Source organism: Rhodococcus sp. MurmanLake-1, assembly GCF_056945715.1.
This window is the reverse complement of sequence record NZ_JBWZNF010000009.1, coordinates 133,647-157,681: the sequence shown is the minus strand read 5'-3', so window position 1 is coordinate 157,681 and position 24,035 is coordinate 133,647. Positions and strand designations below refer to the sequence as shown.

At 62.0% G+C, this 24,035-nt stretch carries 18 protein-coding genes and 2 tRNA genes; 19 read left to right on the top strand and 1 reads right to left on the bottom strand.

What is annotated here, in order from left to right; translation table 11 throughout:
- The first annotated feature begins 566 nt into the window (after window positions 1–566).
- From dnaA to AC2ETI_RS23785, 16 genes are all read left to right on the top strand, one after another.
- Window positions 567–2,129 (top strand): chromosomal replication initiator protein DnaA, encoded by a 1,563-nt coding sequence (dnaA, locus tag AC2ETI_RS23860; RefSeq protein ID WP_003942491.1) that lies wholly within the window; start codon window positions 567–569, stop codon window positions 2,127–2,129.
- A 584-nt stretch (window positions 2,130–2,713) separates the two neighbouring features.
- Window positions 2,714–3,898, top strand: a complete 1,185-nt coding sequence (gene dnaN, locus AC2ETI_RS23855; RefSeq protein WP_007729165.1) for a DNA polymerase III subunit beta — start codon at window positions 2,714–2,716, stop codon at window positions 3,896–3,898.
- A 44-nt stretch (window positions 3,899–3,942) separates the two neighbouring features.
- Window positions 3,943–4,851: a phosphogluconate dehydrogenase (NAD(+)-dependent, decarboxylating) gene (gene gnd / locus AC2ETI_RS23850; RefSeq protein ID WP_080909374.1), complete on the top strand. Its 909-nt coding sequence runs from the start codon at window positions 3,943–3,945 to the stop codon at window positions 4,849–4,851.
- Window positions 4,852–6,081, top strand: a complete 1,230-nt coding sequence (gene recF / locus AC2ETI_RS23845; RefSeq protein WP_020905610.1) for a DNA replication/repair protein RecF — start codon at window positions 4,852–4,854, stop codon at window positions 6,079–6,081.
- Window positions 6,074–6,619, top strand: coding sequence for a DUF721 family protein (locus tag AC2ETI_RS23840; protein WP_003942471.1), 546 nt, complete (start codon window positions 6,074–6,076; stop codon window positions 6,617–6,619). The genes recF and AC2ETI_RS23840 overlap by 8 nt, the downstream gene beginning before the upstream one ends.
- A 124-nt stretch (window positions 6,620–6,743) precedes the next feature.
- Window positions 6,744–7,655, top strand: a complete 912-nt coding sequence (locus AC2ETI_RS23835; RefSeq protein WP_007729174.1) for a metal-dependent hydrolase — start codon at window positions 6,744–6,746, stop codon at window positions 7,653–7,655.
- Window positions 7,655–8,776 (top strand): PDR/VanB family oxidoreductase, encoded by a 1,122-nt coding sequence (locus tag AC2ETI_RS23830; protein ID WP_024487650.1) that lies wholly within the window; start codon window positions 7,655–7,657, stop codon window positions 8,774–8,776. Before AC2ETI_RS23835 ends, AC2ETI_RS23830 begins: the two co-directional genes overlap by 1 nt.
- Window positions 8,777–8,803: 27 nt before the next feature.
- On the top strand, window positions 8,804–9,727 hold the full coding sequence (locus AC2ETI_RS23825; RefSeq protein ID WP_020967979.1) for an alpha/beta fold hydrolase: 924 nt from the start codon (window positions 8,804–8,806) through the stop codon (window positions 9,725–9,727).
- A gap of 197 nt (window positions 9,728–9,924) precedes the next feature.
- Window positions 9,925–11,961, top strand: coding sequence for a DNA topoisomerase (ATP-hydrolyzing) subunit B (gene gyrB / locus AC2ETI_RS23820; RefSeq protein WP_003942515.1), 2,037 nt, complete (start codon window positions 9,925–9,927; stop codon window positions 11,959–11,961).
- An 86-nt stretch (window positions 11,962–12,047) separates the two neighbouring features.
- Window positions 12,048–14,579, top strand: coding sequence for a DNA gyrase subunit A (gene gyrA, locus AC2ETI_RS23815; RefSeq protein ID WP_019746215.1), 2,532 nt, complete (start codon window positions 12,048–12,050; stop codon window positions 14,577–14,579).
- Entirely contained in the window at window positions 14,579–15,997 is a 1,419-nt protein-coding gene (locus AC2ETI_RS23810) for a DUF3566 domain-containing protein (RefSeq protein ID WP_483634468.1), read from the top strand. Before gyrA ends, AC2ETI_RS23810 begins: the two co-directional genes overlap by 1 nt.
- A gap of 75 nt (window positions 15,998–16,072) precedes the next feature.
- Window positions 16,073–16,146 (top strand) — tRNA-Ile (locus AC2ETI_RS23805).
- Window positions 16,147–16,322: 176 nt separating this feature from the next.
- Window positions 16,323–16,395, top strand: a tRNA-Ala gene (locus AC2ETI_RS23800).
- Between the two features lie 285 nt (window positions 16,396–16,680).
- On the top strand, window positions 16,681–17,790 hold the full coding sequence (locus tag AC2ETI_RS23795) for a baeRF11 domain-containing protein (protein WP_003942559.1): 1,110 nt from the start codon (window positions 16,681–16,683) through the stop codon (window positions 17,788–17,790).
- 62 nt (window positions 17,791–17,852) lie between these two features.
- Window positions 17,853–19,517: an alpha/beta hydrolase gene (locus AC2ETI_RS23790; RefSeq protein ID WP_483634467.1), complete on the top strand. Its 1,665-nt coding sequence runs from the start codon at window positions 17,853–17,855 to the stop codon at window positions 19,515–19,517.
- A gap of 127 nt (window positions 19,518–19,644) precedes the next feature.
- Window positions 19,645–20,922 (top strand): lipase family protein, encoded by a 1,278-nt coding sequence (locus tag AC2ETI_RS23785; RefSeq protein ID WP_029256819.1) that lies wholly within the window; start codon window positions 19,645–19,647, stop codon window positions 20,920–20,922.
- Between the two features lie 57 nt (window positions 20,923–20,979).
- Here AC2ETI_RS23785 and AC2ETI_RS23780 read toward each other — a convergent pair whose 3' ends face one another.
- Window positions 20,980–21,432, bottom strand: a complete 453-nt coding sequence (locus tag AC2ETI_RS23780) for a hypothetical protein (RefSeq protein WP_019746221.1) — start codon at window positions 21,430–21,432, stop codon at window positions 20,980–20,982.
- Window positions 21,433–21,498: 66 nt separating this feature from the next.
- On the opposite strand from AC2ETI_RS23780, the gene AC2ETI_RS23775 reads away from it, so the two are divergent.
- From AC2ETI_RS23775 to AC2ETI_RS23765, 3 genes are all read left to right on the top strand, one after another.
- Entirely contained in the window at window positions 21,499–22,140 is a 642-nt protein-coding gene (locus AC2ETI_RS23775; RefSeq protein ID WP_133728217.1) for a TetR/AcrR family transcriptional regulator, read from the top strand.
- A 194-nt stretch (window positions 22,141–22,334) separates the two neighbouring features.
- A complete protein-coding gene (locus tag AC2ETI_RS23770; RefSeq protein ID WP_216637107.1) occupies window positions 22,335–23,174 on the top strand; it encodes an ABC transporter substrate-binding protein in 840 nt (279 codons plus the stop codon).
- A 42-nt stretch (window positions 23,175–23,216) separates the two neighbouring features.
- The gene (locus tag AC2ETI_RS23765; protein ID WP_070796694.1) at window positions 23,217–23,999 is read left to right on the top strand and encodes a siderophore-interacting protein; all 783 of its coding nucleotides are present in this window, start codon (window positions 23,217–23,219) and stop codon (window positions 23,997–23,999) included.
- The last annotated feature ends 36 nt before the right edge of the window (window positions 24,000–24,035 follow it).

The window sequence follows — 24,035 nt, the reverse complement described above, 5'->3', positions numbered from 1 at the left end:
GCCCGATTCGGAGCCCTCTCGCGGCAACCGCGACGACACGCCGATACTTCCATCATTCCGCAGATTCCATTCGCGGTGTGCATACGGCCGTGACCTCGAGCGAGGCGGCAAGTGTGACCTTGGCAACAGTTCCGCTACGGACTGCAGGTGACCTGAAGGCAACCCGGACAGTTCCACCGGCGCATGCTCCCGACAAGGCCTCATCAGCACATACGGGCACGAGCGCCGGACGCGACCCCGAATCCCGAGTTTCCACATTCATCCACAGGGCTGTGAGTGTTGACGCATCCCCGACACCAAGTGGCGAACGCCTCGAGTTCCGACAAAGTTGCAGGTAGATCAATTTCTCGATCACTTTGACGAATTTGGTTGACGAAAAAACCGACTCAGTGCAGGTTTGTCCACATCTGTGGATAATTGTGTGGAAACACAGCCCAGGTGGCATATTCGTAGCCTGTTACGGGGTTCTCACCCCGGGTGGTAATCCACCGAATCATTCGACGCCGCAGCCATACGCTCGGCAGCTGCAGCACACCCACTGTCGGCGAAACACGGGAAGGAACCACGTGAACGACGATCCCAACGCGCTCGCACGGGTCTGGGTCGACGTGGTTGCAGAACTCACGAGTGATGACCCCGGAAGTAATCTTCCGGCTTTGAGCAGCAAGCAGAAGGCATTTGTCCGTCTGGTGAGGCCTCTCACACTTGCTCAGGGTTTTGCACTCCTCTCGGTTCCATCGCCATTTGCTCAAGAGACGATCGAGCGCGATCTACGCGAGCCGATCCTGCAGGCACTCGGACGCCACCTCGGCGGCCAGGTCGAGGGACTCGGTGTCCGCATCGCACTCGAAGACGATGCCGACGCACCCGCCGAACCGGTCGAGGAGCGCACGGGCAGCCGTCAGTTCGAGTCGGTCAACTCATCGGGCGCATACCGTCGGCGCAGATTCACCGAAGGCGACGGCGAACCTTCGGACTCCGAGACTGCCGAGACCGAAGAAGTCGACGACGACCGCGAAGCACTCGCGAGCGTTCACGAATCGTGGCCGTCGTACTTCACGAAGCCGCCCGCTACTCCTTCTGCTTCTGGGTCCGGCGCGAACAGTCTCAACGCGAAGTACACCTTCGACACTTTTGTGATCGGATCGTCCAACCGATTCGCTCATGCCGCTGCCGTCGCGATCGCGGAGGCGCCGGCGCGTGCGTACAACCCCTTGTTCATCTGGGGAGCTTCGGGCCTGGGCAAGACGCACCTTCTTCACGCCGCCGGCCACTACGCACAGCGACTGTTCCCCGGCATGCGGGTCAAGTACGTCTCGACCGAAGAATTCACCAACGACTTCATCAACAGTCTTCGTGACGACCGCAAGGTCGCGTTCAAACGTCGATACCGGGAAACGGACGTCCTGCTGGTCGACGACATCCAGTTCATCGAAGGCAAGGAAGGTATCCAGGAGGAGTTCTTCCATACCTTCAACACCTTGCACAACGCGAACAAGCAGATCGTCGTCTCCTCGGACCGTCCGCCCAAGCAGTTGGCAACCCTCGAGGAGCGTCTGCGGACGCGCTTCGAATGGGGCCTGATCACCGACGTTCAGCCGCCTGAGCTCGAGACGCGTATCGCGATTCTGAGCAAGAAGGCGAGGATGGATCGCCTCGAGGTCCCGCACGACGTCCTCGAGTTGATCGCCAGCCGTATCGAGCGCAACATTCGTGAACTCGAGGGCGCGTTGATCCGCGTCACCGCTTTTGCCTCGCTCAACCGCCAGCCGTTGGATCTGACGTTGGCCGAGGTGGTCCTGCGCGATCTGATGCCCGATTCGTCGAGCCTCGAGATCAACGCGGCGACGATCATGGCGGTGACGGCCGAATACTTCAACATGTCGATCGACGACCTGTGTGGGCCGGGTAAGGCCCGGCCACTCGCTCAGGCCCGCCAGATCTCGATGTATTTGTGCCGTGAGCTCACTGATTTGTCATTGCCGAAGATCGGTCAGACGTTCGGCCGTGACCACACGACGGTCATGTACGCCGACAAGAAGATCCGTAAGGAAATGACGGAACGCCGCAAGGTGTACGACCAGGTTCAGGAGTTGACCGCAAGGATCAAGCAGCGCTCCAAGCGCTGACCTGCACTTATTTCGATCGATGCCGCTCGAGGCAGAGGTTCCCTCGAGCGGCATCGGTGTATTCGAAGGGTTCCACGTGTGGTCCCCTCGAGGGCGGTTGTCCACCTCGAGGGACGACACGCCGGAGTCGGACACGCCGATAAGAACAAACTCTTCGTTTCTTGTGAAAAGTATTCACATCTGTGGATAACTGTGTTGATAACTCCGAAAGTCTGTGGAGTTCTCGAGGAGGAATCCGAAAACTTTCAGAGAGTGCACAGAGGGGGTCGATTGGTCCTCGAGTCTGTCCTCGAGAAGTGCACAGGCCCTCGAGGGGACCTACCAGCGTCGACAACCGTTGCTCCACAGATTGCACAGGACTTATTACTACTACTGAGAATTTCCTAGGAAAAGCTCTTTGAAAATAGTTCTGGGGACAACTCCTGTTGAGAACCTCGCCTCAGGCTGCGCTCGTCCCGGCTTCGGCTTTCCACTTGCGCCCTCGAGGGCATACGGTGGGCATCGCTTGGTCTGTGTCAGACTTCAAGTGAGCTGATGCAGATCCGCAGCAGACGAACATGCCTACCGAGAGGAATAACCCGGCGATGGAGCTTGGAAGCCTGAAGTTTCGCGTTTCCCGGGAAGAGTTCGCTGATTCAGTAGCGTGGGTTGCTCGTAGCCTGCCCTCGAGGCCGCCTGTGCCGGTTCTCGGCGGAGTTCTTCTCGACGCAACCGAAGCCGGCCTCACCGTTTCCGGGTTCGACTACGAGGTATCTGCGCAGGTCCGCGTCTCGGCAGATGTCACGACTGCAGGTCAGGCACTCGTCTCCGGACGCCTCCTTGCCGATATCACCAAGTCGCTTCCCAACAAGCCGGTCGATGTGACCCTCGAGGGCACTCGCGTGCTCATCTCGTGCGGAAGCGCCAAGTTCTCCCTGCCCACGATGCCGGTCGAGGACTACCCCCAGCTTCCGACGCTTCCGCAGCAGTCCGGGTCCATTCCCGTCGACCTGTTCTCCGAAGCCATCAGCCAGGTAGCCGTTGCAGCCGGCAAGGACGACACCCTTCCGATGCTCACGGGTATCCGTGTCGAGATCGAACAGAATTCGATCGTCCTCGCCGCTACCGACCGCTTCCGTCTCGCCGTTCGTGAACTCGAGTGGACTCCGGCAAACCCCGACGTCCAGGCTGCTGTTCTCATCCCTGCGAAGACTCTGTCCGAGTCCGCGAAAACGCTTGCCGGCAATGCAAATTCGCCGGTCGAGTTGGCTCTCGGTTCCGGTACGACCATCGGAAACGACGGACTCCTCGGCATCGTCAACGACGGACGCCGCACCACGACGCGCCTCCTCGACGCCGAGTTCCCGAAGTTCCGTCAGTTGCTGCCTGCTCAGCACACCGCGATGGCTACGGTCGAGGTCACGCCTCTCATCGAGGCCATCAAGCGTGTAGCACTCGTCGCCGAGCGTGGCGCACAGGTTCGCATGCAGTTCTCCGCTGACGGTCTGCTCCTCTCTGCGGGTGGCGACGACGCCGGCCGCGCAGAAGAGACACTCAACGCGTCGTTCCAGGGCGAAGCACTCACCATTGCGTTCAACCCCGGTTACCTGATTGACGGGTTGAACTCGCTTCACAGCGAAAACGTTCTGTTCGGCTTCACCACTCCCAGCCGTCCGGCTGTTCTTCGCCCCGCGGCCGAGGAAGAGCCCACGGCAGACGAGTCCGGTAACTTCGCTGCGCCCTCGAGCGAGTACACGTACCTGCTGATGCCGGTTCGCCTCCCGGGCTGAGTGGTACCCCGCACTTCAGTTCGCGCCTGACCAGGGAGAACAGTATGAAGATCGGACTCGTAGGTCTCGGCAAGATGGGTTTCAACATGCGTGAGCGCTTGCGCGCGCATGGCCTCGAGGTGATCGGATACGACCCTCGACCGGAAGTCACCGATGTCGGGTCACTTGCCGAACTCGCTGCTTCCCTCGAGGGACCTCGAGTCGTCTGGGTGATGGTTCCGGCCGGTGAAATCACCCAGAGCACCATTGCCGAGCTGGCGGATGCCCTCGAGGGTGGCGATCTGGTCATCGACGGTGGGAACTCGCGTTACACCGACGATGCTGTCCATGCCGAGCTTCTGGGCGCCCGTGGGATCGGTTTCCTCGACTGCGGTGTCTCCGGTGGCATCTGGGGCCGTGAGAACGGCTACGGCCTGATGGTTGGCGGATCCGAGCCCGACGTGGCAAAGGCAATGCCGATCTTCGACGCCCTTCGCCCCGACGGCGACGCTGCAGACGGCTTTGTCCACGCCGGTCCCGTCGGTGCTGGTCATTACGCGAAGATGGTGCACAACGGCATCGAATACGGCCTGATGCAGGCGTATGCCGAGGGGTACGAGCTCCTCGAGGCGGAAAGCCTGATCGCGGACGTTCCCGGTGTGCTTCGAGCCTGGTCGAAGGGAACCGTCGTACGTTCGTGGTTGCTCGATCTGCTTGTCGACGCCCTCGCGGAGGATCCGGAGCTTGCGCAGATCACGGGCTATACCGAGGATTCCGGTGAGGGCCGCTGGACGGTCGAGGAAGCTATCAAGCACGCTGTCCCTGCTCCCGTCATCTCCGCTGCTCTGTTCGCGAGATTTGCTTCACGACAGGATGATTCACCGGCCATGAAGGCGGTGTCGGCCTTGCGTAATCAGTTCGGTGGTCACGCGGTCAAGAGCGCTTCGCCCAAGAATTCGGCTTCTGGAAGCTAAGTGTTCGTTCGTAGATTTTCGTTGCGGGACTTCCGATCCTGGGATTCGCTGACGCTGGACCTCACGCCGGGAACAACTGTCTTCCTCGGTTCGAACGGGCACGGTAAAACCAACGTCCTCGAGTCACTGGGGTATCTGTCCACGCTGTCCTCTCATCGAGTGTCCACGGATGCACCGATGATCCGCAGCGGTTCCGCCAGTGCTTTTGCCGGTGCAACCGTGGTCAACAACGGGCGCGAACTGACCATCGACGTCGAACTGATCGAGGGAAAGTCCAACCGCGCCAGGATAAATCAGTCGCCGACACGTCGTCCGCGTGAAGTGTTGGGGATTCTTCAGTCGGTGATGTTCGCGCCGGAAGATCTGTCGTTGGTTCGCGGTGATCCTGGTGATCGTCGGCGCTATCTCGACGAGTTGTTGACGTCCCGGATACCCCGAATGGCTGCTGTCCGTGCGGATTACGACAAAGTGCTGCGTCAGCGCTCAGCCCTACTCAAAACTGCGGGTGCGGCTTTGCGTCGCGGTTCTCGTGGTGGCGAGTCCGACAACGTCCTCTCCACCCTCGAGGTGTGGGACGGGCATCTGGCCGCTCACGGCGCACAATTGTTGGCCGGGCGCCTCGAGTTGGTCCATGATCTGGCGCCCCACCTGGCGGAGTCGTATCGTTCCATCGCACCCGAATCCCGGCCGGCGTCGATTCGATACAAGAGCAGCCTGGGTTCCTCGTTGGATCCCGAATTCACCGATCCTGCAAGGATTTCCGGAATCGACGACGTTGCATACCTCGAGGAGAGATTTCATCTCGAGTTGGCACAGATGAGGTCGAAGGAAATCGATCGCGGAGTGTGTCTGGTCGGTCCGCATCGGGACGACCTGGAGCTGGTTCTCGGCGACAGTCCGGCGAAAGGCTTTGCCAGTCATGGTGAATCGTGGTCGTTCGCGCTTTCGCTGAGACTGGCAGGTTTTGCCCTGTTGCGCGCGGACGGCAGCGACCCGGTCCTGATGCTCGACGACGTATTCGCGGAATTGGACCGTCGTAGGCGTCGTGCGCTCGCCACCGTTGCGGCTACCGCAGAACAGGTGCTGATCACGGCCGCCGTTCCCGAGGACGTACCGGACGAACTCGAGGCGGCCAAGTTCGGCGTCGAAGCCTCGGATACCGGAGACGGTCGGATATCCCGGATTGTGCCCGTAGGCTCGACGGATCAGGAGGTCGAGTTCGATGACTGAAGACAGCAGCGCGGCCCCGGAGCCCGAGCTCAAGGGGATCGATCTGGCGCGCCGTGCCCTCGAGGAGGCACGCGCGACAGCCAAAGCCAACGGCAAGGCCGTCGGGCAGGGGCGCTCGTCGCCCAAATACGGAAGTGGCCGCCCGCGTCGACGCAGCGGTTGGTCCGGCCCCGGCCCGGATGCGCGGGACCCTCAGCCGTTCGGTGCTCTCACCAGCGCTATCTCCAAGTCGCGTGGGTGGTCCCCCAAGGTGTCCGAGGGCACGGTCCTCGGTCGGTGGCCGCAGGTCGTCGGAGAAGACATCTCCGCGCACGCCGAGCCGATCTCTCTGAAAGAAGGTGTTCTCAGCATCTCCGCCGAGTCGACGGCTTGGGCTACCCAGTTGCGCATGATGCAGTCCCAGATTCTGGCCAAGATCGCTGCTGCCGTCGGTGACGGCGTCGTGAAGACACTGCGCATCACCGGTCCGAGTGCGCCTAGCTGGCGCAAGGGTGAAAGGCATGTGAAAGGCCGCGGACCTCGCGATACGTACGGCTGAGGAAAACTCAACCAGGACCTGGTTCTACCTATTACTTCGTGTTACAGTTAAAACTCGCTAGTGAGTGAACTGTGTCACAAGGCTGTCGTTCCCTACCGATCGGCAGGCATGAAGGAGTAGCTAGATGTCGCAGAAGATATCGACACCCGCTTCGTCGTTCGCCGAGCCGGATCACATCCTGTTGCAGGCTCGCAATGTCGAGTTCGACTGGTCCGATCTGCCCATGCACTGGATTCCGGGCGATCCGTTCAGCACACACGTTCTCAACGTGCTTCACCTTCTCCTCCCCGCCGGTGAGGAGTGGTTTGTCGAGACTTTCAAGGAAGCTCTTCCTCTGATCGAGGACGAGAAGCTCCGTGAAGACGTCGTCGGATTCATCGGCCAAGAGGCGATGCACTCCAACGCGCACTCGGGTGTCCTCGTCCATCTCAAGGAAAACGGCCTCGATCCGACGCCGTACACCCAGCAGATGGAGTGGGCATTCTCGAAACTGCTCGGCCCGCGCCCGATGACAGGTCTGCGCGCCGAGAATCACCTTGTGGAGCGCTTGGCGATCATCGCGGCCATCGAACACATCACTGCTTTCCTCGGCGACTGGGTGCTCAACGCCAAGGGGCTCGACAAAGCCGGCATGCACCCGACCATGCTTGATCTTCTTCGCTGGCACGGCGCCGAAGAAGTCGAACACCGCGCCGTCGCGTACGACGTGATGCGCTACTTCGACAAGCGTGAGACCCGCCGGATCCGTACCCAGATCCTCGTCACGCCCGCAATCGTGTGGCTGTGGATTCGTGGAACCCGGTTCTTGATGCGCAACGATCCCGAGCTTGCCGCTCAGGCTCCCAGCCGTCGACGACCCCACCTGTCCGATTTCATCGCGGCCGGAAAGCGTGGCACAGTTCCCACGTCGTTCGAGCTGGTCAAGCGGATGTCGACGTACTTCAGCAAGTCCTATCACCCCAGTAACGAGGGCTCGACCGCCCAGGCGGTGCAGTACCTGGCGTCGTCACCCGCAGCTCAGGCGGCTGCACGGTGATTTCACTCTCGAGGGTCAAGGACGTCATCTCCGGGCACGACGGGTTGCCGCGTTTTCCGGCGCCACCCGATTTGTCCGGAAAGAACCGTCCCGACCGTGCCATGCGCATCACGGAGTTATTGGCGGACAAGTACCTTCGGGTGTTGACGGCCTACGACTACAACCCCGAGATCGCTGGCCACAACCCCGACACGGCCATGAACATGGTGGTCAGTACGCGTGAGGTGGTGGCGACCGACGAGAACGTCGTTCGCCTGCGCTTCGAATCCGCCGACGGTTCACCGATTCCGCCGTGGCATCCGGGTTCGCACCTTGACTTCCATCTACCTTCGGGTCTGCGGCGTCAGTATTCGCTGTGCGGCGACCCGGCCGATCGCACGGGATACAGCGTCGCGGTTCGTCGGATCCCCGACGGCGGTGGCGGTTCCATCGAGATGCACGCTCTCCAGCCGGGTGAGCACGTCACGGTACGCGGCCCTCGCAACGGATTTCCCTTTGTGGGTGAAGGCAGTGCGTTGTTTGTTGCCGGCGGCATCGGTATCACGCCGATCATCGCAATGGTCCGTGCGGCAAGAGAATTGGGGATGGACTGGTACTTCGTGTACTCGGGCCGCTCTCGTGAATCCATGCCGTTCCTCGACGAGATCGCGAGCTGGGAACCTGAGCGTGTCTTCGTGCGCCCGGACGACGAGTTCGGATTACCCACCACCGCAGACCTTCTCGGGCGAGCACCAGTCGGCGGCGCCGTGTACTGCTGCGGCCCGACGCCGATGCTCGACGCCGTTCGCCGCGGATTCCGCGATACACCCTCCACCGCTTTGCATTTCGAGCGGTTCGGGGCTCCGCCGGTGATCGACGGCAAGGAATTCGAAGTGCAGCTGGTCAATTCGGGACAGGTGCTCACCGTGCCCGCCGACGAGTCCGCGCTCGACGTCATCAAGAAGACATTGCCCGGTGTCGGGTACTCGTGTCAGCAGGGTTTCTGCGGAACCTGTCGCGTGAAGGTACTCGCGGGCAAGCCCGATCACCGCGAAAGGCGTCTGACCGACACCGAACAGGAAACGGAGATGCTCATCTGCGTATCCCGTTCCGACGGTGGACGTCTCGTTCTCGATCTCTAGATATTCCCGACTCCGAAGGGTTCGACAATGTCGAAGCACTCTCCTGTCCATGCCGTTACCGCGCGTCGCGTGACCAACGGTTCCGTCAGCCTGGCAGTGTTCGAGCAGGGCAAGGCAGACGGCGAGACCATCGTCCTGGTGCATGGTTGGCCCGACACCCATGAATTGTGGAACCGCATCGTGCCTTTGCTGGCAGACGACTTCCGCGTCGTCAGCTACGACAGCCGCGGGGCCGGTGAGAGCACGATCCCCTCGAGGGTGCAGGACTACCAACTGAGCGCACTGGCCGGCGATCTTTTTGCCGTCATCGACGCGGTCAGCCCGGGCAAGCCGGTGCACGTCCTGGCACATGACTGGGGATCCGTGGAAACGTGGGAAGCGGTCTGCGAGCCGGGTGCCGAAGAGAAGATCGCGTCGTTCTCGTCCATCTCGGGCCCCAATCTCGATCATCTCGGGAAGTGGATCCGGGCGAGCGTGTCCAAGCGTCGTTTCCTCGGCCCGGCGGCGCAGGGAATTGCGTCGGCCTACACCGTTCTGTTCCAGATTCCCGGGCTGTGCACCCTCCCGTTGCGTCTGTGGTTCTCCAAGCACTGGCCGGCATTTCTGGGCTTCTTCGACGGTCTGGACCCTCGTGTGGTCAACACCGCGCCCACCATCGCCGACGACATGGTGAACGGACTCAAGCTTTATCGCGCGAACATCCGGCCGTCTCTCGGCAAGCCGCGGGATCGGTACACGGACGTGCCTGTTCAGCTCATTCTGAACAAGTACGACAAAGCCGTTCGTCCGGTGGGATACGAAGACACCGAAAAATGGGTCTCCGACCTGCAGCGACGTGAAATTGCCGCGGGACACTGGTCGCCGTTTTCACATCCGAGCGAGGTTGCCGAACATGCGCGGGCATTTATCGCGAGCCTGAGAGAGCGTCGCTCGGAGAAGCAAAGTTCCTAGCGTTTCACCTTCAGGGGATCGTAAAAATTCGTCTGCGGCGCAGCCAGGGGTGTCATTGGCCGCTTCTAGTCGGTGCTTACCAGTAAGATGGTCAACGGTAACTAGCGGCAACATTCTCGAACCCGCTCCGACGACACCCGCAAGGGCTTGCTGACGGCTGCGCTCGAGTATTGACGGAGAAGGAGAGCTACCCACCCGTGGCTGCCCAGAAGTCAGATACAAGCACTTCCAGCAAGGACTACAACGCGTCGTCCATCACCGTCCTCGAAGGACTCGAGGCGGTACGTAAGCGTCCAGGCATGTACATCGGTTCCACCGGTGAACGCGGCTTGCACCACCTCATTTGGGAGGTCGTCGACAACTCGGTCGACGAGGCGATGGCCGGACACGCCACCAAGGTCGAGGTCACCCTCCTCGAAGACGGCGGAATCCGCGTCATCGACGACGGCCGTGGCATCCCGGTCGGCATGCACGCCTCCGGAGTACCCACCGTCGAGGTCGTGCTGACCCAGCTGCACGCCGGCGGCAAGTTCGACTCCGACTCCTACGCCGTCTCAGGTGGTCTGCACGGCGTCGGTATCTCGGTGGTCAACGCGCTCTCCACCCGGCTCGACGTCGACATCAAGGTCGACGGCTACCGGTGGCAGCAGACGTACACCGATTCCAAGCCGGGAGAGCTCGTACAGGGCGACCCGACGAAGGAGACCGGCACCACCGTCAGTTTCTGGGCTGATCCCGAGATCTTCGAGACCACCCGCTACAACTTCGAGACCGTTGCGCGTCGTCTGCAGGAAATGGCCTTCCTCAACAAGGGCCTGACCATCACGCTGACCGACGAGCGCGCCGAGGTCATCGACGACGAAGCTGCCGAGGTAGCCGAGGCTCCCAAGTCTGCTGCCGAAGAAGCCGAAGAAGCTGCCCAGGCAGCGCCGCGTAAGTCCAAGACCCGTATCTACCACTACCCCGGTGGACTCGAGGACTACGTCCGGCACATCAACAAGAGCAAGACCCCGATCCACAACTCGGTCGTGGGATTCACCGCCAAGGGCACCGGCCACGAGCTCGAGGTCGCAATGCAGTGGAACTCCGGCTACTCGGAGTCCGTGCACACCTTCGCCAACACGATCAACACCCACGAGGGTGGTACCCACGAAGAGGGCTTCCGCGCCGCACTGACCGCAACGGTCAACAAGTACGCGCTCGAAAAGAAGCTGCTCAAGGACAAGGATCCCAAGCTCACCGGTGACGACATCCGTGAAGGACTCGCGGCCATCATCTCGGTGAAGGTCGGTGAACCCCAGTTCGAGGGTCAGACCAAGACCAAGCTCGGCAACACCGAGGTCAAGTCGTTCGTACAGAAGGCGTGCAACGAGCACCTCGCGCACTGGTTCGAGGCGAACCCCGCCGACGCGAAAACCATTGTGAACAAGGCTGTTTCGTCGGCGCAGGCCCGCGTTGCCGCACGTAAGGCGCGTGAGCTGGTCCGTCGTAAGAGTGCGACCGACCTCGGTGGCCTGCCAGGCAAGCTCGCCGATTGCCGCTCCAACGATCCGGAGAAGTCCGAGATCTACATCGTGGAGGGCGACTCCGCAGGCGGCTCGGCCAAGTCCGGCCGAGACTCGATGTACCAGGCGATCCTCCCGCTTCGCGGAAAGATCATCAACGTCGAGAAGGCGCGTATCGATCGCGTCCTCAAGAACACCGAAGTCCAGTCGATCATCACCGCGTTCGGCACGGGCATCCACGACGAGTTCGACATCGCCAAGCTGCGCTATCACAAGATCGTGCTCATGGCCGACGCCGACGTCGACGGTCAGCACATCGCAACGCTGCTGCTCACGCTGCTGTTCCGCTTCATGCGGCCGCTCGTCGAGCACGGCAAGGTCTACCTCGCGCAGCCGCCGCTGTACAAGCTCAAGTGGCAGAAGGGTGCGCAACCGGAATTCGCGTACTCCGACCGCGAGCGCGACGCGATGGTCAAGGCAGGCCTCGAGTCCGGCAAGAAGATCAACAAGGACGACGGCATCCAGCGCTACAAAGGCCTCGGCGAGATGAACGCCAAGGAGCTGTGGGAAACCACGATGGACCCGACGGTGCGCGTTCTGCGTCTCGTCACGCTCGACGATGCGGCTGCTGCCGACGAGCTGTTCAGCGTGCTGATGGGCGAAGACGTCGAAGCACGACGCAGCTTCATCACCCGCAATGCCCGGGACGTTCGTTTCCTCGACGTGTAGGCCTGCGGCCCTGTGAGCGGTTGCGGAGTCCCCGGACTCCTTTTCCGCGCACAGGGGCTTGCCCCCTCTTTTAAGAAAGTGAGCTCATGACCGACACCACGTTGCCACCGGACGGTCCGCAACACGACCGGATCGAACCGGTCGACATCCAGCAGGAAATGCAGAACAGCTACATCGACTACGCCATGAGCGTCATCGTCGGTCGCGCTCTGCCGGATGTCCGCGACGGACTCAAGCCGGTGCACCGCCGCGTGCTCTACGCGATGTACGACAACGGATATCGCCCGGACCGCGGATACGTGAAGTCTGCCCGACCGGTCGCCGAGACCATGGGTAACTACCACCCCCACGGCGACTCCTCGATCTACGACACGTTGGTCCGTATGGCCCAGCCGTGGTCGCTGCGTTACCCGCTCGTCGACGGTCAGGGAAACTTCGGATCCCGCGGCAACGACGGCGCAGCCGCCATGCGTTACACCGAGTGCAGGCTCACGCCGCTCGCGATGGAAATGCTGCGCGAAATCGACCACGAGACAGTCGATTTCACCCCGAACTACGACGGTAAGACGCAGGAACCGACGGTTCTGCCCAGCCGTATCCCGAACCTTCTGATCAACGGTTCCAACGGCATCGCCGTCGGTATGGCCACCAACATTCCGCCGCACAACCTGCGTGAGGTTGCCGAGGCCATCTACTGGGCGCTCGAGAACTTCGAGGCGGACGAGGAAGCCACCCTCGCGGCCGTCATGGAGCGCATCAAGGGACCCGACTTCCCGACGCACGGGCTCATCGTCGGTGGACAGGGCATCCAGGATGCCTACACCACCGGCCGTGGCTCAGTTCGTATGCGCGGCGTCGTCGAGATCGAGGAAGATGCCAAGGGCCGCACCACGATCGTCATCACCGAGCTGCCCTACCAGGTCAACCCGGACAACCTGATCACCTCCATCGCGGAGCAGGTTCGTGACGCGAAGATCGGTGGCATCTCCGACATCCACGACGAGTCCTCGGACCGCGTCGGCATGCGCATCGTCGTCACCGTCAAGCGTGACGCCGTTGCCAAGGTCGTGCTGAACAACCTTTACAAGCACACCCAGCTGCAGACCAGCTTCGGCTGCAACATGCTCTCCATCGTCGACGGAGTGCCGCGCACGCTGCGCCTCGACCAGATGATCCGTCTGTACACGACGCATCAGCTCGAGGTCATCGTTCGTCGTACCAGGTACCTGCTTCGCAAGGCACAGGAGCGCGCCCACATCCTGCGCGGTCTGGTCAAGGCCCTCGACGCTCTCGACGAGGTCATCGCCTTGATCCGTGCGTCGCAGACCGTCGACATCGCTCGCGCCGGATTGATGGAACTCCTCGACGTCGACGAGATCCAGGCCGACGCCATCCTCGGCATGCAGCTGCGTCGTCTGGCCGCCCTCGAGCGTCAGAAGATCGTCGACGAGTTGGCCGAGATCGAACTCGAAATCGCGGACCTCGAAGACATTCTGGCTCGCCCGGAGCGTCAGCGCGCGATCGTTCGTGACGAGCTCAAGGAAATCGTCGACAAGTACGGCGACGACCGTCGTACCCGCATCATCGCCGCCGACGGAGACGTCAACGACGAGGATCTGATCGCTCGCGAAGACGTCGTCGTCACGATCACCGAGACCGGTTACGCCAAGCGCACCAAGACTGATCTCTACCGATCGCAGAAGCGCGGCGGCAAGGGTGTTCAGGGTGCCGGCCTCAAGCAGGACGACATCGTTTCGCACTTCTTCGTCACCTCGACGCACGACTGGCTGCTGTTCTTCACCACGAAGGGCCGCGTCTACCGCGCGAAGGCTTACGAGCTGCCCGAGGCGAGCCGTACCGCTCGCGGTCAGCACGTTGCCAACCTCCTGGCCTTCCAGCCGGACGAGCGCATCCAGTCCGTCATCCAGATCAAGACGTACGAAGACGCGCCATACCTGGTGCTCGCCACACGCAACGGTCTGGTCAAGAAGTCCAAGCTCACCGACTTCGACTCCAACCGCAGCGGTGGCATCGTCGCCATCAACCTGCGCGGTGAAGACGAACTGGTCGGCGCTGTTCTCTGCTCCGCCGACGACGACCTGCTTCTCGTCTCGGCACAGGGCCAGTCGATCCGCTTCTCGGCCACCGACGAGGCACTGCGTCCGATGGGCCGCGCCACTTCCGGTGTCCAGGGCATGCGTTTCAACGGTGACGACGAGCTGCTCTCGCTCAACGTCGTTCGTGAAGGAACGTTCCTCCTGGTCGCCACCTCGGGCGGTTACTCCAAGCGAACCGGCATGGAGGATTACCCGGTGCAGGGTCGCGGCGGCAAGGGCGTGCTCACGATTCAGTACGACAAGAAACGTGGCACTCTGGTCGGTGCGCTCATCGTCGACGACGACGACGAGCTGTACGCGATCACCTCGGGCGGCGGCGTCATCAGGACGGCTGCCAAGCAGGTTCGTAAGGCGGGACGCCAGACCAAGGGCGTGCGTCTGATGAACCTCGGCGAAGGCGACACACTGCTCGCGATTGCGCGCAACGCCGACGAGCCCGAAGAGCTCGCTGCAGAGACCACCGACAACGCAGACAATGCCGATGGAGCTAAGGAGTCCTAGTGAGCACTCCCAACCAGCCGGGCAGTGACCAGAAGAGTGAAAGCACTTCAGGTTCGACGCCACCGAAGCCGGAGCAGGCAACTGCTCCGGCGGGGTCGCAGACCTCGAAACCTGCAGCTCCAGCGGACGACGGACCCAAAGCTTCCGAGGCAGCTCCGGCGCCCAAGGCACCGGAGCCGCCTCGCGGCCCGTCGGATTCGGTCCAGAAACCGGCGGCTGCGGCTCCCGACGCCGCGGGTGCGGCCAAGGGTCGGGCTCCTTCCGCTCCTTCTGTGGCTCCGGCTGCGCCGGTAACCCCGGCGAAGGGTGATGGTCAGGCTCCGCCGCAACCGGTCGCCAATCAGGCCCGTGGCAGCCAGGCACCGCCGTGGCAGCGGGGACCCCAGCCGTCAGGCCAGCCTCAGGGTCAGCCATCTCAGGCGCCGAAGGCTCCTGCTCAGAACCCGAGTGCTCAGAACCCCGCTGTTCAGAACCCGGGCAAGGCTCCGGCACCGCAGAATCAGGCTCCGCAAAGTCAGCCGCAGACCAACATCACGCGCCCGGCCGGCGCTGGTGCTCCTGCAGGTCGACAGGCAGCTCCTGCTGGGGGTAAGCCGCCTGCGGGTCCGCAGCGTCCTGCAGCGGCAGGCCCGGCACAGGGTGGTCCGGTACAGGGTGGTCCGGCCAAAACCCCCGCACAGGGTGGTGCGCCGAAGGGACAGCCGCAGGCGGGTCGCCCTGCTGCGGGTGCACAGACAGGTCGTCCTGCCGGCAACCCGTCGGCGCGTCCTGTCGTGACAGGAACGGCAGCTGCCGCAGCTACCGGTGGCGTCGCCGGCGCAGCGGCAGCCAAGGCTGTTGCACCCTCGGGCGCAAATCCCAAGGCTGCAAATGCCACGGTCGCCAATCCCACCGTCGCTAATCCGAAAGCAAAAGCCGCCGCGATCGACGGGCCGACTCGGCACATCGATCGCAAGGATCTGCCGAAGGACATGCCTGACCTCTCCGAGGCCAAGCATCCGTTGCCTGCTGCGGTGAAGGGTGAGAAAACTCACGCCGTATCGGCTTCGGTCGTGGACGGTGCGCCACTGCGCGCAACGGTCCAGATCCGTCGTATCGACCCGTGGTCCACGCTCAAGATCACGTCCGTGATCTCGGTATCGCTGTTCTTCGTATGGATGGTGGCCGTCGGACTGCTCTACGTCGTTCTCGACGGCATGGGCGTCTGGGATCGCCTGAACAACGCGTTCACCGACATCGTTGCCGACGGCGGCTCCGACGGTCTGGTGACGGCCGGCCAGGTGTTCGGCTACGCCGCGCTGATCGGTATCGCGAACATGGTGCTTTTCACGGCACTCGTCACGATCGGATCGTTCATCTACAACCTCTGCAGCGACCTGGTTGGCGGCGTCGAGGTAACTCTCGCCGACCGCGACTGACCTGCGAAAACATTGCTCCGCCGGGCCCGTTTTGGTGTCAGCGGCCCGGTGGGGTAATCTTTGGAATCGGTTCAGGGGCCTATAGCTCAGGTGGTTAGAGCGCTTTACTGATAATGAAGAGGTCGGAGGTTCAAGTCCTCCTAGGCCCACTCCCATGTGCCGAAGAAGGGTTGCTGGAATGAAGGTTTTCCTGCTTGTCGGGGCCGGAATTCTGGTAGCTCTCGGGGTCACCAAGCTGATCAAAAGTCAGCGCGGAGACAAGGTTTGGCACGATTTGGAAACAGGATAGAACCTAGGTACTCTGACTCCGGTCAGAAAACCGAACGGGGCCTTAGCTCAGTTGGTAGAGCGCTGCCTTTGCAAGGCAGATGTCAGGAGTTCGAATCTCCTAGGCTCCACAGTAAGAAAACACCCTCCCGGGATCCGGGAGGGTGCTTTTGTATGCCGATGTGCGGATGTCCGATGTGCCGATGTCCGACCAGCCGGTGCCCGACTCGTGGCCCTCCCCTTTTGAGCGAACGGTACTTTCGGCGCACTGAAGGCGATGAACATGCCGTTCGCTCGGAGTGGGGTGGCCAGAACAGCGCCCACTATGGACCGTTCGTCCCGAATTCTCCGGAAAGTCTAGTGGTCATAACCAGCCGGGCGTAGCGTGAGGAGAACCCAATTTCAGGAGGTTCGTAGTGCTTCACAACGACATTCCCAGCCACGGTGAAATTGCCGCACTCGCGGAGGTGGAAGGGCCCACCTGCATCACCATCGTGACTCCGACTGAAGATGCGCCGCAGGATCATGACAAAGCGCGCATCGCCTTCAAGGACCAGGTCCGCTCGGCGCTCGCATCGGTGGAGGATCCGGCCGAGCGCAAGCTGTTCGAGGCCGAATACGCAGAGCTCGACGACGACGACGATTTCTGGCGCTTCCAGTCGCGCTCATTGGTCACGTACGCGACGCCGGAGCGTCTGGTGACCTTCCGCCTGCCCAACCGTCTGCAGGCGCTCGAAACGGTCAGCGATCGGTTTCATCTCAAGCCACTGCTCCGTTCGGTGACCTTCCCCCAGACGGCGTTTGTTCTCGCTCTCGCCGAAGGTTCGGTGCGATTGATCGAGATCGCCGCCGATCAGCCGGCCGACGAGGTTCGTGTTCAGGGAATGCCGAAGAACGCTGCCGATCACGCGGGTAAGTCCTCGATCAACAGCCGAACTGAAGCCGGTCGGCTCTCGGGTTCGGACAGCCGAAAGTTGCGCGTCAATCAGTACGCCCGCGCAGTCGATCACGAGGTCCGTGGTGTCCTCGCCGGCCGCGACGTCCCCTTGATCCTGGCCGCTGCGGAACCCATCGCGTCGGTGTATCGCTCCGTGAATTCGTACCGCCACCTGGTCGACAAAACCGTCGAGGGAAACCCGGAAGCCTTGTCGACGCAGGAAGTGGCGGACGGTTCGCGTCCGGCGCTCGACGATTTCCACGCCGAGCAGTTGGCGGCGGTGCGGGACACCTTCAATGTGCGCACGGAACAAGGTCGCACTCAAACCGACGTCGCCGACGTGGCAACGGCCGCGACGTACGGACAGGTCGACACCGTTTTCATCGACATCGATTCCGTTGTACCCGGAAGTCTCGATCCCCAGACGGGCGCTCTCACGACCGGTGAGTCGACCAACGGAAGTACATACGGGGTCGTCGACGAGATCGCTCGTCGTGCGCTCCTGACGGGTGCTCGGGTCCTCGCTGTTCGCGCCGAGGACATTCCGGGCGGCGGCGCAGTTGCCGCGATTTTGCGCTTCGCCCCGTAAACAGACTGGACGCGTGTGCGCTTCGTGACCTGATTCGGGCACGGGGCGCATACGATTCCGGCATGAAACGTGTGTGGGAACGGCTGCGCCTCTACTGCAAGACGCTGCACCCGGTCGGGCTTGCCTTTGCTCTGGTCTTCTTCACCTGGTCGATGAGTCCGTCCCTGTTGCCGCGCGCGTGGTACTTGCAGGGCGTTGCGACGGGCATCTCGCTCGCGATGGGATACGGCGTCGGCGTGACGGTTGCCTGGATGATCCGCAAGTGCGGCGTCGAACCGCAGTGGTCGGATCGCACCAAGAAGATCGGCTGGCGAATCCTGTTGGTCGCGGCCGTCATTCTGGTTCCGACGTTCTTGGTCCTCGGTTCGTGGTGGCAGCAGATCGTGCGTGACCTTGTCGAAGCTCCTCGCACCAATCAGGCGAATTACCTTCTGGTGCTGCTGATTTCGCTCGGAATCTGGTTCATCCTGCTCGAGGCAGGCCGTGGTCTTCGTTTCACCACCAACAAGCTCACCGCCGTCGCACTTCGGTTCGTTCCCCTCGAAGCGGCGAAGGTCGGCAGCTTGATCGTCATCTTCGCCATCGGCATCTTCATCGTGAACGGTGCGCTGTACAACGGGTTGATTGCCTTCGCGAACTGGAGTTTCTCCGGTGCGGATCATGAAACACCGGACGGCATCGAACAACCCTTGATCGCTGAGCGCAGTGGTTCACCGATGTCCGCCGAAGCCTGGGATTCGCTCGGCCAGGAGGGGCGCACCTTCATGGGCAGCGGTCCCACCGCGGCCGAGATCACCGCGTTGACCGGACGTGAAGCGAAGCAACCGATCCGGGTGTACGCCGGACGCGAATCCTCGGACTCGATCAACGGTGTCGCACAGCGGGTCGTCGACGAGTTGGAGCGCACCGGCGGATTCGACCGCGGAACCCTCGCAGTTGTCACGACCACCGGCCGCGGTTGGGTGAACGAGGACGTCGCGTCGGCGTTCGAGTACGTCGAGGGCGGGGACACGGCGATCGCGTCGATGCAGTACTCGTTCCTTCCGAGTCCGTTGGCCTTCATCGCCGACCGTGAGACGCCGATGATTGCCGGTCGCGCACTCTTCAACGCGGTGTACGCCAAGTGGATCGACCTGCCCGTGGAGACGCGACCCGAGCTGGTTGTCTTCGGTGAGAGCCTCGGCTCCTACGGTGGCCAGGCCGCATTTGCCGGCGCTCAGGACATGATGACGCGCGTCGACGGCGCACTGTGGGTCGGAACCCCCAACTTCACTGCTCAGTGGCAGGAAATCACGGACAGCCGCGACTCGGGCTCACCGGAGATCCTGCCGGTGATCGACGGTGGCCAGGCAATTCGGTTTGCCGGTGATCCGGAAGATCTGGAGCTGAAGTCCGACTGGGACGACGATCGCATCGTGTACTGGCAGCACGCCAGCGACCCGATCACATGGTGGTCCTTCGACCTGCTGCTCAACAAGCCGGATTGGCTCAAGGAACCGCTGGGTCGCGACGTGGATCCGGGAATGACGTGGGTACCTCTCGTGACCTTCTGGCAGGTAACCCTCGACATGGTCTTCTCGGCTGACGTCCCGTCCGGGCACGGTCACAATTACGGCGAGGATGCAGCGGACATGTGGGCCAAGATCCTGCACCCCGAGGCCTGGACCTCGGCTGATACCGACAAGCTTCGTTCGCTGCTGACCTCCAATCTGGAGCCCACGAAGTAGTCGTAAACGGTTGTAAGTCAGCCTGTTAAGGCGAAAACCTCACGAAAAAGTGTTACGTGAGGTATGTGTTACTCTGCGTTCGCTGTGTGCCAAGCCACAGCGCAGGCGAGCGTGGGGAGATCGAAACGTGAAGAGCAGAGCATGGTGGGCGGCCGGGGTTTCCGTCGCGGCACTGGTCATGGGTGCTGTGACGGCCCCTGCCGCAATGGCGGACCCAGCGGATTTCTACACGCCGCCGTCGGAGCTTCCGGCAGGTGCCAACGGAGATCTCATCAAGAGTGAGCCGTCACCACTGCTGCTGAGCGTGCCCGGATCGAACGGTGCGTGGCCGGCAACCGCCACCAAGATCATGTACCGAAGCGAGGACGCCAAGGGTGCTCCCGTTGCCGTGACGGGGACCTACCTCGAACCGTCGAACCCGTGGACCGGGCAGGGGGCGCGTCCACTGGTTGCCGCAGCGGTAGGAACGCATGGGCAGGGCGATCAATGCGCTCCGTCCAAACTGTTCAACACCGGTATCGAGTACCAGTTCCCGACGGACGTCATGGTCGGCTACGAGTCCATCTGGGTGAACACGTTGCTGCTCAACGGCATTGCCGTCGTAGTCACCGATTACGAGGGCCTCGGAACTCCTGGCGATCACACCTACGTCAACCGCGAAGCCGAAGCGCACGCGGTTCTGGACTCGGTGCGTGCCGCTCAGCAGCTCCCGAACACGGGCATTCCCGCCGACGGCCCCGTCGGACTGTGGGGTTACTCGCAAGGTGGTGGAGCTGCCGCTGCCGCAACGGAATTGAAGCCGTCGTATGCTCCCGAGCTTGACCTCAAGGGCACGTACGCAGGTGCACCGCCCGCCGATCTGGCGGCGACGCTGCAGCAGGTCGACGGCACGTTCCTCACCGGAGTGATCGGCTACGCGCTCAACGGGATCCTTGCGCAGTACCCCGAGGTTCAGCCGCTGCTCGACGCCGAGATCAACGATCGCGGCCGACAGATGTTGGCCGCCACCAAGAACCAGTGCGTCGCCGAAAGTGGATTGCAGTTCGGCTTCCAGCAGTCGTCGAGCTTCACCAATTCCGGTGAATCACTCTCCGCAGTTCTGGCGCGTCTACCCATGGCGCAGGCGATCCTCGACGAGCAGAAGATCGGCAAGCTGACGCCGGAGTCGCCCGTGCTCATTCAGCATGGCCGCTCCGATGACATCGTTCCGTTCGGTCAGGGACAGCAACTGGCGCGAGACTGGTGCGGCAAGGGCGCGGCGGTGCAGTTCTCCGTCAACGAACTGCCCCCGATCATTCCGGGCATGGCAATCAATCATGCAACGCCGTACCTGGTGGGTACCCCGGAATCCGTCGGGTACATGATCGATCGCTTCAACAACGTCCCAGCGCCGTCCAACTGCTGAACGTGAACATCGAAAAGCCCCGGAACACAATTTGTTCCGGGGCTTTTCGTGTGTCGACTAAGCGGTCTTCTCGGCCGAGTTCTCTTCGAGCCGAGGGGGTGCGGAAGCGACCGGCGGATGCTCGCGTCGGCGGCTCTTGAAGAACACCGCGCCACCGATCACCGCGACACCGGCGATGACGAACACGGCGACGCGCTTGCGGCCACGAGGCTTCTCGGTGCGTTCCGCGGACTTCGTGGGGATAGCCTTTGCGCGCTCGACGCCCTTCTTGGCGAGGACTTTGCCCTGACGACCCAGGAACAACCCGACCTGCCCGGCGCCGCGAGCGACCGATGTGGCGACCACCGCGGCGATACGGCGAGCGTTGTCGGCTGCCTCGGACTCCTTGATACGAGCCGCTGTCTCTTCGAGGTAGGCGGCAGTCTCGTCGAAGGTGTCCTCGACGCGGGCGCGCGCGTGATCGAAGGTGTCGGGCAACTGCGTGCTGAGGGACTCGGTCACTCGTGTCATGACTTCACTTTGCCACAAGGGCTGTACCGGGGTAGGTCGGTCGCAGATCGGACTTACGATGGATGAATGTCGACCTCCCCTGCACGGTCCCGTCGAAGCCCAGGCCGACCTGCGATTACGTCGACAGAGGAGATTCTCGATGCAGCGGAACGGGTGGGTTTGGACCGCCTGACGCGGGCGGAGGTCGCACAGGTCCTGGGCGTTTCCGCTGCGACGATTCGCCATCACGTCGACTCGACCGATCGTCTGTACTCGTTGGCGTGTGCGAGAGCTTTCGGACGTCTGCAGTTGGATTCGGATTCGAAGTCCTGGCAGGACTACCTTCGGACGCTAGGTCAGCGGTTCGCTGAACTCGTGACTGCCACGCCTGGGCTCGAGGACTATGTGCTTCGAGGGCCTTACGAAGAGGGCACTCTGGCGCAGTTCGAGCGAATCATGAATGAGGTACTTCTACGGAAGCCTGAATTTGACCGTGCAACAGCACATTTGCTCGGCTCTCGGACACTGATCATTTCGGCGGCACTGCATACACCGGCGCGCAATCGTTACCCGGATTCGCAGTATCCGAAGCCTGAGACTCTCTCGGCTGTTGTTTCCTGGACGCTCGACGCCTTCCTTGTCGGTGCCGAAAAGATGATCGATTCCGGCCTCGTTCCTACGGTCGTTCCAACTCCTGACGCTTCTTGGACTCACATTTCGGATCACTGATGCCCTTCCGAAATAGGAAGGTAAGGCAACCCACATTAATTATTGCTACTGTGGCAATTATGAATAGACACAGGTGGAGGCCAAGATTCCTCGGCGCGGCCGGGGCCGCGTTAGTGCTCGCGCTCGCTGGATGTTCGTCATCGAACACGAACCCGGACGCTGACGGAAGTCCCGCAGCGAGGGGAACCTATCCGGTGACCGTGAGCACGGAATCCGGAGACGTGATCATCGAGTCGGCACCTGAACGGATCGTGACTTTGGGGAACCCGGCGTTCGAGAACGTCGTGGCGCTGGGATCGCACCCCGTGGCCGCGAGCGTGACCAACATCGACAAGCTTCCCTATCTGGCGGACTACGTGGGAAATGAGGCGCTCGACGAGTCCTTGGCTGACATCTATGCAGGGCAAGTGAATTTCGAGCGGATGCTTGCGGTCGAACCGGATCTCATCATCGCGCCTGCCTGGCCGGTTTTCACCGAGCCCGCAACGTTGGAGCGGCTCCGAACGATCGCTCCCACTTTGATATTCGACATGCAGGATGCAGACAACGATTGGAGAGTCGGCGTTCAGCAGGTCGCGGATGCGTTGGGCAAATCCGAGCAGGGTGGGGAGTTGATCACCTCGGCAGTCGACGAATTTACGGGTGTGGCTGCGTCGAACCCAGGACTTGCGAGGCGGCCGTACTCATTCGGGCTTTACTACAAGGAGCAGATTTCGTTGGGATCGGGCGGAAACATACTGCGCCTCTTCGGAATGAAGCCGGCGGAGGACCAAGCCGCGGTGGAATCGACGGGAACTCCGGTGACGTATTCGGGTGAGACCGCGGGTGACGTCGACGGTGAAGCGGTACTTCTGATGCCGTCACCACGGGATTCCATCGCGAACCTCGAACAATCGCCTTTCTGGGAGTCGAATCTGAAATCCCGCGTCGTATGGCTCAGTGATGCGCAGGGTGAGGCGATCAACAATGCGGGTGTACTTGGAAAGACGTGGCTGCCGGGAAACCTGGGTACCGCGTTGGGACAGTTGGGTTAGTCGAGCGTGGACAGGGCGAGAGAATCCCGGTTACCTGCGGGCATGGTCATGACCGTTGCCTCGATTGCCGAGGTTGAACAGCGAACGGACGACACCGTTCGAGTTGTGTTGCAGTCGAGCGAGTTCGGAAACCTGAGCGTTCGTGGGGCGGCGCCGGTGTTCAAGTTGTTCGTGCCTCGGGAGCCGGCGGACGAGATGATGCTCCCCACCTTGGGGTCGGACAAACTCGCGGTTCCCAGTTGGGAGGCCGACCCCCGGCGTCCGATCGGGCGTTCCTACACAGCAATCGATTTCAATCCTGGCGATCGTAGGATCACGTTCGATGTCATAGATCTCGGGAAGCCGGATTGGTGGCTCAACCGGACGGGCGTAGGCAGTCGCGTTGGGGTGATCGGATTCAAACACGAACTCGTCCTTGTTCCGGGCGTCACTGACGTCGTTGCAGTCGGCGACAGATCTGCGCGCCCTGCTGTCGGATCCTTGACGAATCTCGCCGAACAAGTCCGAATACACAGTTTCACGGGTCCGTCAGGCGAGCACGGATTCCCTGATATCGAGTGGGTGGACATAGTCGATCGGACCAAGGCGCAGACAGAATCGACAATGTTGTGGATCGGCGGAGAGAAAAGCTGTGTCGCCCGCTTGCGCAACCAAGCGATCGAAAACGACCTACCACCGTCCCGGATTGTCGCATTGCCGTACTGGTCGGCGGGGCGAACGCGCGACGAGTTCGATCATGCTCTGTACCGGCTGTACCAACGCGCAGCTGCGGACGGAATCGACATTTCCGATCCGGTCGTTGCCGCCGACATCGAACTGCAGTGACGCATGCCTCGTCGCACGGAATTGGCAGGCTCACAT